General features: G+C 62.4%; 9 protein-coding genes and 1 pseudogene. 7 read left to right on the top strand and 3 right to left on the bottom strand.

Annotated features, from left to right (window positions below; translation table 11 throughout):
- Positions 1-39 precede the first annotated feature (39 nt).
- The 3 genes from ACFOEV_RS06195 to ACFOEV_RS06185 form a co-directional block, all read right to left on the bottom strand.
- Complete coding sequence (locus ACFOEV_RS06195) at positions 40-1,218, bottom strand: cation diffusion facilitator family transporter (protein WP_386772272.1); 1,179 nt, start codon at positions 1,216-1,218, stop codon at positions 40-42.
- Positions 1,219-1,421: 203 nt separating this feature from the next.
- Positions 1,422-2,606, bottom strand: coding sequence for a 1-acyl-sn-glycerol-3-phosphate acyltransferase (locus ACFOEV_RS06190; protein ID WP_386772271.1), 1,185 nt, complete (start codon positions 2,604-2,606; stop codon positions 1,422-1,424).
- Between the two features lie 24 nt (positions 2,607-2,630).
- Positions 2,631-3,557, bottom strand: a complete 927-nt coding sequence (locus tag ACFOEV_RS06185) for a recombination-associated protein RdgC (RefSeq protein WP_386772270.1) — start codon at positions 3,555-3,557, stop codon at positions 2,631-2,633.
- 165 nt (positions 3,558-3,722) lie between these two features.
- Between ACFOEV_RS06185 and ACFOEV_RS06180 the strand changes: the two are divergent.
- The 7 genes and pseudogenes from ACFOEV_RS06180 to rpsA form a co-directional block, all read left to right on the top strand.
- Positions 3,723-3,833: pseudogene (locus tag ACFOEV_RS06180) on the top strand (thioesterase); the annotation flags it as partial.
- A 220-nt stretch (positions 3,834-4,053) separates the two neighbouring features.
- The gene (gene gyrA / locus ACFOEV_RS06175) at positions 4,054-6,771 is read left to right on the top strand and encodes a DNA gyrase subunit A (protein WP_386772269.1); all 2,718 of its coding nucleotides are present in this window, start codon (positions 4,054-4,056) and stop codon (positions 6,769-6,771) included.
- Complete coding sequence (serC, locus tag ACFOEV_RS06170; RefSeq protein ID WP_386772268.1) at positions 6,755-7,855, top strand: 3-phosphoserine/phosphohydroxythreonine transaminase; 1,101 nt, start codon at positions 6,755-6,757, stop codon at positions 7,853-7,855. The genes gyrA and serC overlap by 17 nt, the downstream gene beginning before the upstream one ends.
- A gap of 121 nt (positions 7,856-7,976) precedes the next feature.
- Positions 7,977-9,068: a prephenate dehydratase gene (pheA, locus tag ACFOEV_RS06165; protein ID WP_386772267.1), complete on the top strand. Its 1,092-nt coding sequence runs from the start codon at positions 7,977-7,979 to the stop codon at positions 9,066-9,068.
- Positions 9,069-9,070: 2 nt separating this feature from the next.
- Positions 9,071-11,344 (top strand): bifunctional prephenate dehydrogenase/3-phosphoshikimate 1-carboxyvinyltransferase, encoded by a 2,274-nt coding sequence (locus ACFOEV_RS06160; RefSeq protein ID WP_386772266.1) that lies wholly within the window; start codon positions 9,071-9,073, stop codon positions 11,342-11,344.
- On the top strand, positions 11,341-12,036 hold the full coding sequence (gene cmk, locus ACFOEV_RS06155) for a (d)CMP kinase (protein WP_386772265.1): 696 nt from the start codon (positions 11,341-11,343) through the stop codon (positions 12,034-12,036). Before ACFOEV_RS06160 ends, cmk begins: the two co-directional genes overlap by 4 nt.
- A 186-nt stretch (positions 12,037-12,222) precedes the next feature.
- Complete coding sequence (gene rpsA, locus ACFOEV_RS06150) at positions 12,223-13,899, top strand: 30S ribosomal protein S1 (RefSeq protein WP_386772264.1); 1,677 nt, start codon at positions 12,223-12,225, stop codon at positions 13,897-13,899.
- Positions 13,900-13,940: the final 41 nt, after the last annotated feature.

Below are 13,940 nucleotides of genomic sequence, written 5' to 3'. Positions count from 1 at the left end.
GACATTTGCTACTTTACACGAGCGTTACGTTTTCGCCTATCAGGCCTTGCCGGGGCCCTGCCAGACACGCAGTCGGCCTACCCATGACAAGGTAACGGCATGTTCACGGAGCACCTGAGCCGCCTCGGCAAGGCTCTGGCCCTCGGGAAGCTCGCGTACGTAGATCGAGATATCGATCCGATTGCCGAGATAGTGCAGGTCCAGGGCCACGCGGGACTGCCACGCGGGCAGGTGTGACCACACCGCATCGAGCTTGCCTTCGACGTCCTCGCGCAAGGGCATGCCGGGCAGCAGGCTGGGGTCGATCTTGCCCTCGTCGTTTTCGGGGTCGACGTGGAAAGTGACATCAGTCAGGTTGGGGAAGGTATCGCGCAGGCGCCGGCTGACTTCATTGCCGATCTCGTGGGCTTCCGACACCGTGACCCGCGGTGGCACCACGATGTGCAGATCGAGGAGCACATGACCGCCCACGGTCCGGGTGCGCAGGTCGTGGACGTTATGCACGTCGGGTACCTCTTCGGCAACGGCCCGCATATGCCGCTGCTCCTCCTCGGGCAGGGCGGTATCGACCAGCTCCTGGCTGGACTCCCACAGCAGGCTGGCACCGATCTTGCCGACCATCAGTGCCACCACCACGGCAGCCACGGCATCCAGCCAGCCGGCACCGAACTGGGCACCCGTCAGGCCGATCAGCACTACCACCGTGGAAAGGGCATCCGAGCGGGAATGCCAGGCATTGGCCTCCAGCAGCTTGGAACGCACACGCTTGGCGACGCGCATGGTGAAGCGGAAGATCCACTCCTTGGCGAGCAAGGCGACGACGGCCAGACCGATGGCCCAAAAGCCGGGGGCGGCGATCAGGACGCCGGCCAATAGGCGGGTCAGGCTGGCCCAGGCGATCCCGCCGGCGACGAAGATCAGGATACTGCCCAGCCATAAGGTGGCGAGCGTTTCGATGCGCCCATGACCGTAGGGATGATTGGTGTCCGGTGCCTGGCGTCCGAAATGAGTGGCGGCGAGCACGAAGACATCGGTCACCAGATCCGAGAAAGAGTGCACCCCATCGGCAACCAGTGCCGCCGAGCCGACCATGATACCCACGATGACCTTGGCCAGTCCCAGCAGGCAGTCCAGGACCGCGCCGATCACGGTGACGCGGTAGGCGTCGCGAGTCATGGCGCCATGGTCGAGGTTAGGCTGGTGATGGGGGTGAGCCATGGAATAAGTTCCTGAATACAAGCTGTAAGCCATAAGCCATAAGCCATAAGCCATAAGCCATAAGCCATAAGCTATAAACCGAAGCCCGAAGCCCGAAGCCCGAAGCCCGAAGCCCGAAGCCCGAAGCCCATTAGCCTGCATCCAACTGAAAGGTATTGGGTTTTCTTACAGCTTAGAGCTTACAGCTTACAGCTTACAGCTAATCAAATCTTCCCCGCGCGATTAAGCACCGGATTGGCATATTGTGCCAGCCACCAGTCGCGCAAGTGAGTGGGAACTTCAGCCAATCGTGCATGAAAACGCACGCGATCGGCATCGGTCACGTCGTCGAGCTCGAGTAGCTCGGGGGCCAGGCCGCTGGCCTCCAGCGCTAGCTGGTGGCTGGGAAACAGCCGATAGCCTCCCAGTACCTGACGGTTAATCTCTGCGGCAACGGCTTCCGGGCTGTCGAAGTCTTTGGACAACGGTTCGCCGAAGGTCAGCTGGATGCGCCCCTTGGCGCCGGTAATGCCGGCGACGATGGAGCGGATATCTTCGAATTCGACCTTCTGATAGCGCCCTTCGGTATACATGGCATAAAGCTCACGGGCCTTCTGCAGGTCGCAGGGGTCGTACTCGTAGCTGATCGACACCGGCACCATGCGCAGTTCGGCAATGGCATCGCCGAGGCTGGCCTCCTTATCGACTTGGCGGTGGGCCATGGTCAGCATCTTGATGATCGCCGGGTCGGCACGATCGATGCCGTCCTTGGCGCGTCCTTCGCGCTGTGCCATCCAGATCGAGTGGTTGTCCTCGATGATCGAATGACGAATATAGCTCGATAGCGTCTGATAGGCAGCGAGCATGGCACGCTTGCCCTTGGCGCTGCGTGGCACGATGAAACTCTTGTTGAGGCGCATCAGGTCGGAGACATACGGCTTCTGCAGCAAGTTGTCGCCGATCGCGATACGCACGGTATTGCGCCCGGCCTGATAGAGCGCGTAGTTGACGAAGGCCGGATCGAGGGCGATATCGCGATGGTTGCCGATGAACAGATAGGCCGTGTCGGGATCCAGCTTATCGAGCCCCTTCACCTCGAAGGCGTCGGTGGTGGTACGAATCATGCGATTCATGTAGCGGGCGATGCGCATCTGGAAATCGCGCACGCTGGTCACGCCGCGCACCTCCCGGTGCACGGCGAAGCGGGCGATGGCGCGTGCCACCCGCGGTGCGAAACGCGCCAGGCGCGGCAGCTTGAACTGCGTCAGGGCGTCGAGCAGCTCGGCGTCATCGGCCAAGCGCGCCAACACCTCGGCCACTTCATCGTCATGATAGGGGCGGATGTCGGCGAACGGGTCCGGTGCCGGAGAGTTGGAGTCTTGTATTGTGCTAGTCGAGTCGAGAGTCACGATAAAAGAATCACACTAACGGTATCAGGAAGACGGAGTGGTCGCATGAGCCTCGCCACCCAACCAGTCGATCAACTGCTCGATCACCGCAGACAGCGTCTGTGCCATCAGCACGAAGTCGGTCTCCAGGCGCAGCACGGCATCGTCACCGTCATCGGCCTGGGAAGCCTCATCGAGCAAGGCATCGGCGAAGCGCAGCGACTTCAGGGCCAAGTCGTCGTGCAGCACCAACGATAGCTGACCCTCGAGCTCCATGGCGAGTTTGGTCGCCTGGCGACCACCGCTCAGCACGGTCTGAATCTCGTCGCCGTCGAGGTCGACCTGGCGGGCACGCAGCACGCCGTCGTCGCCCTGCGCCTTGAGTTCCACCTGGTCGCCCAGCGCCAGCATGGGAGGGCGGGTCACGGCATCGGTGAGCCAGGTGGTCATGGCACGAATGGGGGTGGTCTTGGTCGCCAGTGGCGTCACCTTGAGACTCCCGAGCGTCTGGCGCAGCAGATCGAGAATCTCTTCGGCACGCTTGCGGCTGGAGGCGTTCACCGCGATCAATGCCCGGCGGGTGTCCCACCACAGCTCGATGCGTTGACTGCGCACGAAGGCGCGCGGCAAGAACTCCTCGTAGACCTGCTCCTTGAGGACCTGCTTTTCCTTGCGCGGTAACGGGCGACCTTCAGCGACTTCGCGGTCGGCGGCTCGTGCTTCGACTTCCTCGCGTACCACCCCGGCCGGCAATAGCCGCTCCTGGCGCAATGCCGCCAGTAAGCGGTGGCCTTGAATTTCATGCACATGCCGATCGCCATGGCGTCCGGCGGGAGTGCACCAGCCCAGACGCCGGGCTTCACTGCCGCCTAGTGGGCGATAGGCCTGTTCGCCTAGCGCGTCCTCCAGTGCATCGAGGGCAATCTCAGGGGCATCGTGCAAGCGGTATAAATGCAGGTTTTTGAACCACATGAAAAAAGCAGTCCTGAACAAAAGGAGGCACATTATGGCCAAAGGGGCTGTCGGGTGCCAGCACCGAGGAAGATCGATAATGCGTTTCAAACTGTCGTTTGTGAAAGCCATGGCATCATGTCTCGAATCGAATGCCCCATTCATCGCCTACAAAGGACGCCTCTCATGGATGCCCGCATCACGCGCAACACCCCAGGTGTCAGGGGGTATCACCTGGACGGTTATGCTCATGTGAACAATGCCCGTTATCTGGAGTTCCTCGAGGAAGGCCGTTGGGCACGCGGCGGTCATGCATGACGATTTGGAAGTCCCCCGAGTCCTGAGGTTTCGGGGGTGAGCTTGCCAGACGGGTCTGGTTTGCCGCTCGCAGCTTACGGCTTGTGTGCCGCTGCCTTTGTGGCACGCTCGGTGGTATAATCCGCGTCTGCTGTTACGAGGCTATTCGACAAGCATCCCGCAGCGCCAATCTGTCGCAGTGCAAAGGATTTGATGACCCATGGGTGACATCGCCAGAGAGATTCTGCCAGTCAACATCGAGGACGAGCTCAAGCAGTCTTACCTCGATTACGCGATGAGCGTGATCATCGGCCGTGCGTTGCCCGACGTGCGCGATGGCTTGAAGCCGGTGCACCGGCGCGTGCTGTTCGCCATGCACGAACTAAGCAACGACTGGAACAAGCCCTACAAGAAGTCCGCCCGTGTGGTCGGTGATGTCATCGGTAAGTATCACCCCCACGGTGATAGTGCCGTGTACGACACCATCGTACGCATGGCGCAGGACTTCTCCATGCGCCATGTGCTGGTCGATGGCCAGGGCAACTTCGGGTCCATCGATGGCGACAACGCCGCCGCCATGCGTTACACCGAGGTGCGCATGGCCAAGCTCGCCCATGAGCTGCTGGCCGACCTCGAAAAGGACACCGTCGACTGGGTCGACAACTACGACGGCACCGAGCGCATTCCCGATGTGCTGCCCACCAAGGTGCCCAACCTGCTGATCAACGGCTCGTCCGGTATCGCCGTGGGCATGGCCACCAATATCCCGCCACACAACATGGTGGAGGTGATCAACGGCTGTCTGGCACTGATCGACGACTATACGCTGAGCGTCGACGACCTGATGGAGTACATCCCGGGGCCGGACTTCCCGACCGCCGGCATCATCAACGGTAGGGCGGGCATACTCGAGGCCTACCGTACCGGACGTGGCCGCATCTACGTGCGGGCGCAACATACCATCGAGCACGATGACAAGACCGGCCGCGATCACATCATCGTTCACGAGTTGCCTTACCAGGTGAACAAGGCGCGGCTGATCGAGAAGATCGCCGAACTGGTCAAGGACAAGAAGATCGACGGCATTGCCGAGCTACGCGACGAGTCCGACAAGGAAGGGCTGCGCGTGGTGATCGAGGTCAAGCGTGGCGAGTCCGGCGAAGTGGTGGTCAACAACCTGTTCGCCCAGACCCAGCTGCAGAACGTCTTCGGCATCAACATGGTGGCGCTGGACGATGGCCAACCGAAGACCCTGAACCTCAAGGAGATGCTCGAGGCGTTCATCCGCCATCGCCGCGAGGTCGTGACCCGGCGTACCTTGTTCGAGCTGAAGAAGGCCCGCGAGCGTGGCCATATCCTCGAAGGTTTGGCGGTGGCGATCTCCAACATCGACGAGGTCATCGAGTTGATCAAGGCTTCGCCGAGCGCCGCCGAGGCCAAGGAAAAGCTGATCGCCAAATCCTGGCATCCGGGGCAGGTCACCGGCATGCTCGAGCGCGCCGGCGCGACGTCCTGCGAACCGGAAGGCCTCGAAGAGGGGCTGGGACTGTCCGATGACCGCCGCGAGTATCGGCTGTCGCCGGCCCAGGCCCAGGCCATTCTCGAATTGCGCCTGCATCGCCTGACTGGCCTCGAGACCGAGAAACTGCTCGACGAGTATCTGGGCCTGCTGGAGAAGATCGCCGAGCTGACGGCGATCCTGGCTTCGGCCGACCGCTTGCTGGAAGTGATCCGCGAGGAGCTGATCGCGGTACGCGACCAGTACGGCGACCCCCGCCGCACCGAAATCCAGGCCAGCCACCTCGATCTGCGTATCGAGGACCTGATCACCGAAGAAGACATGGTGGTCACCATCTCGCGGAGTGGCTACGCCAAGACCCAGCCGCTGTCCGACTATCAGGCCCAGCGCCGCGGTGGCCGTGGCAAGTCGGCCACCGCCATGAAGGACGAGGACGTCATCGAGCATCTGCTGGTGGCCTCGACCCACGACACCGTGCTGCTGTTCTCCAACAAGGGCAAGGTCTACTGGCTCAAGGTCTACGAGATGCCCAACGCCAGCCGCGGCTCGCGCGGCAAGCCGTTGGTCAACCTGCTGCCGCTCGACGAGGGTGAGTCGATCAACGCCATGCTGCCGGTCCGCGAATATCGCCAGGACAGCTACATCTTCTTCGCCACCGCCAAGGGCACCGTCAAGCGCACCAGTCTCGATCAGTTCTCGCGGCCACGCAGTGTGGGCCTGATCGCCATCGACCTGGACGAGGACGACCGCCTGGTGGGGGCGGCCATTACGTCGGGCAACGATCATGTCATGCTGCTGTCGTCCAACGGCAAGGCGATTCGCTTCGAAGAATCCAATGTGCGCGCCATGGGGCGTACCGCTCGTGGCGTGCGTGGCATGAAGCTGCTCGGTGGTGCCGAAGTGATCAGCCTGATCATTCCGCAGTCGCAGCAGATCGATGCCGAAGCGGATGCCGAAGACGATGCCGACGAGGCCGCGGTAATCGAGAACGGCAACGGCGGGAAGATCTACATCCTCACCGCCTCCGAGAACGGCTATGGCAAGCGCACCCGGCTCGAGGAGTTCCCGCTGCGCGGTCGTGGTGGCCAGGGCGTGATCGCCATGCAGACCAGTGAGCGCAATGGTGCCCTGGTGGCGGCGATGCAGGTCTACGGTAGCGACGAGATGATGCTGATCACCGACAAGGGCACCTTGGTGCGTACCCGGGTCGAGGAGGTTTCCGTCACTTCGCGCAACACCCAGGGCGTGATGCTGATTCGCCTCGGCAATGACGAGAAGCTGGTCAAGACGGTGCGCATCGACGAGCCGGAGGAAGCGTCGCCGGATGAGGACGCCGAGACGGAAGAAAGCGAGGCCGGCGTCGCGGGGCCATCGTCCGAAGAGAATGGGGAACACAACGCTGATGACACGTCACTATAATTTCTGCGCCGGCCCCGCGGCGTTGCCGACCAAGGTGCTGGAGCGCGCCCGGGAAGAAATGCTCGACTACCACGGTCGTGGTCTGTCGGTGATGGAGATGAGTCACCGTAGCCCGGAATATACCGCCATCGCCGAACGGGCGGAGCAGGACTTGCGCGAGCTGCTGGCGGTGCCGGACAACTACAAGGTGCTGTTCCCGCAGGGCGGGGCATCGATGCAATTCGCCATGCTGCCCTACAATCTGCTGGGAGCCGGCGGGACGCCCAACTTCCTGTATACCGGGATCTGGAGCAAGAAGGCGATCGCCGAGGCGCGTCACCTGTTCGGAGCGTATGTCGCGGCGTCCAGCGAAGCCAATCGGCTGACCGCAGTGCCGCGACAGGACGAGATCGCACTGACAGGCGACGCGGCCTATCTGCATTACACCGCCAACGAGACCATCGGTGGGCTGGAATTCGATTATATCCCCGAGGTCCGCAAGGCCGATGGCAGTGAGCTTCCCGTCGTCTGCGACATGTCATCGTCGATTCTGTCCGGGCCGCTGGACGTTTCCCGCTTCGGCGTGCTCTATGCCGGCGCGCAGAAAAACATCGGCCCGGCCGGCCTGGTGGTGGTCATCGTGCGCGACGACCTGCTCGATCGTGCTCGTCCCGATACCCCGACCATGTTCAACTACAAGCTGATGGCCGAACAGGGCTCCATGGTCAACACCCCGGCGACCTATTCCTGGTACCTGGCCGGGCTGGTGTTCGACTGGCTGAAGAACGACGTGGGCGGGCTCGAGGCCATGGACGCCATCAACACGCGCAAGGCCGCCAAGCTGTATGCCGCCATCGATGACAGCGAGTTGTATTCCAACCCCATCGCGCCGCTCAATCGTTCGCGCATGAATGTGCCTTTCGTGCTGGCCGACGAGCGTCTGAACCAGCCCTTCCTCGACGAGGCTGATGCGGCGGGCCTGTTGAACCTCAAGGGGCATCGTAGCGTGGGCGGCATGCGCGCCAGCCTGTACAACGCCGTGCCTGAGGAGGGCGTCGATGCGCTGATCGCCTTCATGGCCGATTTCGAGAAAAGACGCGGGTAGGGGGCTAATGTAGGAGCGGCTTCAGCCCGGGCGGCGTTCCGACGATGGCACGCCACCCGGGCGGCGTGCCGACGATCATGACAATAGCTGAGAATCCTGGGGTTAATTCGAGGAACCATCAATGAGTGACACCCCCATCAATCTCGAGGAACTGCGCGAGCGCATCGATCGCCTGGACGGCGATATCCTGCGCCTGATCAGCGAGCGCGCCGAATGTGCCAAGCAGGTGGCGGAGACGAAGACGCAGACCGACCCGGATGCCGTCTTCTACCGCCCCGAACGCGAGGCCCAGGTCCTCAGACGCATCATGGCGCTCAACAAGGGCCCGCTGGACGCCGAAGAGATGGCACGCCTGTTTCGCGAGATCATGTCGGCTTGCCTGGCATTGGAAAAGCCAGTCAAGGTGGCTTACCTGGGGCCCGAGGGTACCTTTACCCAGCAGGCGGCTCTCAAGCATTTCGGCGACAGTGCCGTCAGCCTACCGATGGCCGCCATCGACGAGGTGTTCCGCGAGGTGGAAGCCGGGGCTGCCAATTATGGCGTGGTGCCGGTGGAGAACTCCACTGAAGGGGTGGTCAACCATACCCTCGACTCGTTCATGGATTCTTCCATGCGTATCTGCGGCGAGGTGGTGCTGCGCATTCATCACCACCTGCTAGTCTCGGACATCACACGCAAGGACAAGGTATCGCGGGTTTACTCGCACCCGCAGTCCTTTGCCCAGTGTCGCAAATGGCTGGATGCCCACTATCCGCATGCCGAACGCGTGCCGGTGGCCTCCAACGCCGAAGCCGCCAAGCTGGTCAAGACCGAATGGCACAGTGCCGCCATCGCCGGTGACATGGCCGCCAAGCTTTACGACCTGGAGAAGATCGCCGAAAAGATCGAGGACCGTCCCGACAATTCCACGCGCTTCCTGATCATCGGCAATCAAGACGTGCCCATGTCCGGCGAGGACAAGACCTCCGTCGTGGTGGCCATGCGTAACCAGCCGGGTGCCTTGCACGACCTGCTCGAGCCATTCCATCGCCACCAGATCGACCTCACGCGCCTGGAGACGCGGCCGTCACGCACCGGCGTGTGGAACTACGTGTTCTTCATCGATTTCAAGGGGCATTGCGAAGACCCCGTGGTCGAGGCGGTACTCGAGGAAGTCAGGCTGCGCGCGGCGGAGCTCAAGGTGCTGGGGTCCTACCCCGTGGGTGTGCTCTGATCATGCAGCAAGCGGTTGTCGATGAAGCACGTATCCTGATCGTCGGTCTGGGGCTGATAGGGGGGTCGCTGGCGGCGGCGCTCAAGGCCGCGGGGTTCGCCGGCGAAATCGTGGCCTGCGATCGCGATGCCGACGAGATCGCGCGTGGCATCGAAATGGGCATCATCGATGGCGGCGATACCCGGCTTGCGCCACTGGTCGAGGACAGCACGCTGATCGTGCTGGCGGTCCCGGTGCTGGCCATGGACGGCGTGATGCATGAGTTGGCCGGCTTGCTCGAGCGGGCCGCACCGCAAGTAGTAGTCACCGATGTCGGCAGCACCAAGGCGGCGATTCGCGACTGCGCTCGGCGCGCCTTCGGGAAGCTGCCCACCAACCTGGTGCTTGGCCACCCCATTGCCGGCTCCGAAAAGAGTGGCGTGGCTGCCTCCAACCCCGATCTCTATCGCCATCACAAGGTGATCCTCACTCCCCAGGCCGATACCGATACTCAAGCCCTGGTGCGCGTGCGGGCGCTGTGGGTGGCGTGTGGTGCCGAAGTGTTGGAAATGGACATCGAACGCCATGACCAGGTCCTGGCACGAACCAGCCATCTGCCGCATCTGCTGGCCTTCTCGCTGGTCGATACCCTGGCGCGCCAGGACGAACGGCTGGAGATCTTTCGCTATGCCGCCGGCGGCTTTCGCGACTTCACGCGTATCGCCGGCAGCGACCCGGTGATGTGGCGTGACATCTTCCTCGCCAATCGCGAAGCCGTGCTCACGGCGCTGGATGATTTCGAAGCCGGCGTGGCGCGCTTGCGTGAGGCAGTGGCCACGTCGGACGGTGATAGCATGCTGGCGACCTTCGATCGTGCCAGCCATGCGCGACAATATTTCGATACGTTGTTGAAAAAGACCAGTTATCAGGCGGGATACCAGACCATGGAATCTAACAACCTTCGCTACCGGGTCCGCCCCGGTGGCCGCGTTTCCGGGCGCATTCGCGTCCCTGGCGACAAGTCGGTGTCACATCGTTCGATCATGCTCGGAGCGCTTGCCGAAGGCATCACCGAGGTCAAGGGGTTCCTCGAAGGCGAGGATAGCCTGGCCACGCTGCAGGCCTTTCGCGAGATGGGCGTGGCCATCGAAGGGCCGCACCAGGGGCGCGTCACCATCCATGGTGTCGGCATGCATGGCTTGAAGGCCCCCTCGGGCCCGCTCTATGTGGGCAATGCCGGGACCGCCATGCGCCTGTTTGCCGGGCTGCTGGCCGGACAGGCCTTCGATACCGAGCTGACCGGCGACGCCTCGCTGACCAAGCGTCCCATGGGGCGGGTGGCCGATCCGCTGCGCCAGATGGGGGCGGTGATCGAGACCGCCGAAGGAGGGCGCCCACCGCTGAAGATCAAGGGGGGGCAGACGCTCAAGGGCATCACCTATGACATGCCGATGGCCAGTGCCCAGGTGAAATCCTGCCTGCTGCTGGCCGGCATGTACGCCGAAGGCGAGACGCGGGTGCGCGAGCCGGCACCGACGCGCGATCATACCGAGCGCATGCTCAACGGTTTCGGTTACCGCGTCGAGCGCCGGGGCGATACCGCCTGGCTGCAAGGCGGTGGCAAGCTTGCCGCCGGCCCTATCGATGTGCCTTCGGACATCTCCTCGGCAACCTTCTTCCTGGTTGCCGCCGCAATCACCCCCGGCTCTGACCTGACCCTGGAGCATGTCGGTATCAATCCGACGCGAATCGGCGTGATCAACATCCTCAAGCTGATGGGGGCCGACCTCGAACTGTCCAACGAACACGAAGTGGGTGGCGAACCGGTCGCCGATATCCGAGTGCGCTATGCTCCTTTGCAGGGAATCGAGATTCCTCAGGATCAGGTGCCGCTGGCCATCGACGAATTTCCGGCGTTGTTCATCGCCGCCGCCAATGCGCAGGGAGTGACACGCTTGCGCGGTGCCGAGGAACTGCGGGTCAAGGAATCCGATCGCATCCAGGCCATGGCCGACGGTCTGACGGCATTGGGAGTGGACAATACCGTGGTTGCGGATGGCATCGACATCGTCGGCTGTCGCGACAATCGGGGCGATGGCCCTAACTATGGAGGCGGGCGTATCGACAGCCTGGGCGACCACCGGATTGCCATGGCGTTCACCGTAGCCGGTCTTCGCGCCGGCGGCGAGATCGTCATCGACGACTGCGCCAACGTGGCGACGTCCTTTCCAGGCTTTGTTGAGTTGACCCGCAGTGTCGGCATGCAGGTCGACGAGGATCGACAGGAGGAAGCATGAGCGAGCAAGCTGCGGCACCGGTATTGACCGTCGACGGTCCCGGCGGAGCCGGCAAGGGCACCATCAGCCGCCTGGTCGCCGAGCGCCTGGGGTGGCATCTTCTCGATAGCGGCGCCCTGTACCGGCTGGTAGCGCTGGCGGCGGCTTGGCACAACATCAAGCTCGACAACGAAGACGCCCTGGAGCCGTTGGCGGCCAATCTCGACGTGGTCTTCGTGCCCGGCGACGAGGAAGCTCGGGTATACTTGGATGACGAGGACGTCAGTGCCATCATTCGTACTGAGCAGGCCGGCGATCGTGCTTCCGTGGTGGCGGCGTTGCCGCGGGTGCGCACGGCGCTGTTGCGGCGTCAGCGTGACTTCCAGAAGCCTCCGGGCCTGGTCGCCGATGGGCGTGACATGGGCACCGTCGTCTTTCCCGATGCCGAGCTAAAGATTTTCCTCACCGCCAGCGCCGAGGAACGCGCCAAACGCCGTTACCTCCAGTTGATAGAGGCCGGTGAAGATGCTAGTCTGTCGAGTCTTTTAAAAGAGATTCAAGCGCGCGATGCGCGCGACATGCAGCGCAGCGTGGCCCCGCTCGAACCGGCATCCGATGCCATCGAACTGGATACCACGCAGCTGACGATACCGGAAGTGGTGGATCGGCTGATGGAACTCCTTGTCCAGCGTGGCTTGGTTCCGGACGCTTGACAATCCCTTGCGGAGCCCTCGGCAAGACGTCATGACGTGGCCCGGCACCCAGTTTTTTGGAAGCCGAGAGCCTGGCCAGGTCGAACCAGCGCCAACGTCCCCGAGGATCTTTGTAGTAGGCCCGTACTCGCTGGTGGTACGGAGAAGGCGGTAACCCGCTATCAACGTTGATCACGTAGGAACATCATGAGCGAAAGCTTTGCTGAGTTGTTTGAACAGTCTCTCCAGGACATCAACATGGAACCGGGCGCCATCGTCATGGCGACCGTCGTCGACATTGAAGGTGACTGGATCATCGTCAATGCCGGCCTGAAGTCCGAGGGCCAGATTCCTGCAGCCCAATTCCGTGACGACAGTGGTGAATTGACCATTGGCGTCGGCGACGAAGTCAAAGTCGCCCTGGAAGCCGTCGAAGACGGCTTCGGCGAGACACGTCTGTCTCGCGAAAAGGCCAAGCGCGCCGAGGCTTGGAAAGAGCTGGAAGTGGCCTTCGAGAAGGAAGAGATCGTCAAGGGCGTGATCAACGGCAAGGTCAAGGGCGGCTTCACGGTCGACGTGGCCTCCATCCGTGCTTTCCTGCCGGGTTCTCTGGTGGACGTGCGTCCGGTGCGCGATACCGCCCACCTGGAGCACAAGGAGCTGGACTTCAAGGTCATCAAGCTCGATCCCAAGCGCAACAACGTGGTCGTTTCCCGCCGTGCCGTGCTCGAAGCCGAGAACAGCGCCGAGCGTGAAGCGCTGCTGGCCACCCTGCAGGAAGGCCAGCAGATCAAGGGTATCGTCAAGAACCTCACCGACTACGGTGCCTTCGTGGACCTGGGTGGCGTCGACGGCCTGCTGCACATCACCGACATGGCCTGGAAGCGCATCAAGCATCCGTCCGAGATCGTTGCCGTCGGCGACGAGATCAACGTCAAGGTGCTGAAGTTCGATCGTGAGCGCAACCGCGTGTCGCTGGGCCTCAAGCAGCTGGGCGAAGATCCCTGGGTCAACATCAAGGAGCGTTACCCGGAAGGCATGCGAGTCAACGCCCGCGTCACCAACCTGACCGACTACGGCTGCTTCGCCGAGCTGGAAGAGGGTGTCGAGGGTCTGGTTCACGTCTCCGAAATGGACTGGACCAACAAGAACATCCACCCGTCCAAGGTCGTTCAGGTCGGCGACGAAGTGGAAGTCATGGTGCTGGATATCGACGAAGAGCGTCGTCGTATCTCCCTGGGTATCAAGCAGTGCACCACCAACCCGTGGGAAGACTTCAGCGCGCGCTACAACAAGGGCGACCGCGTTTCCGGCAGCATCAAGTCGATCACCGACTTCGGTATCTTCATCGGCCTGGAAGGCGGCATCGATGGCCTGGTGCACCTGTCCGACATCTCCTGGACCGAAACCGGCGAAGAAGCCGTGCGTCAGTTCAAGAAGGGCGATGAAGTCGAAGCGGTCATCCTGTCCATCGATCCGGAGCGTGAGCGCATCTCGCTGGGCATCAAGCAACTCGAGACCGATCCGGTTTCCGAGTTCCTGGCAGTCAACGACAAGGGCGCCGTGGTCACTGGCCGCGTAGTCGAAGTCGACGCCAAGGAAGCCCACGTCGAGCTGGCAACCGATGTCATCGCCGTGCTCAAGGCCTCCGAGATCAGCGCCGATCGCGTCGAAGACGCCCGCAACGTGCTCAGCGTTGGCGACAGCGTCGAAGCGCGCATCGTCGGGGTGGATCGCAAGAACCGTGCGATCAACCTGTCGATCAAGGCCAAGGACCAGGACGACACTCGCCAGAACCTCAAGAAACTGCGCGAGCAGGATGTCGACTCCGGTGGCCCGACCACCATCGGCGACCTGATCAAGCAGCAGATGGGTCAAGACTGATCGCCGCCAGACTCGCGATCGGCAAGACTGAGAACGGCGCC

Origin of the sequence: Litchfieldella rifensis, assembly GCF_042646605.1 — a bacterium.
In the GTDB taxonomy this organism is placed as follows: domain Bacteria; phylum Pseudomonadota; class Gammaproteobacteria; order Pseudomonadales; family Halomonadaceae; genus Litchfieldella; species Litchfieldella rifensis.
Note: the sequence above shows the minus strand (reverse complement) of the source record. Positions and strands in the feature narration are given on the sequence as shown.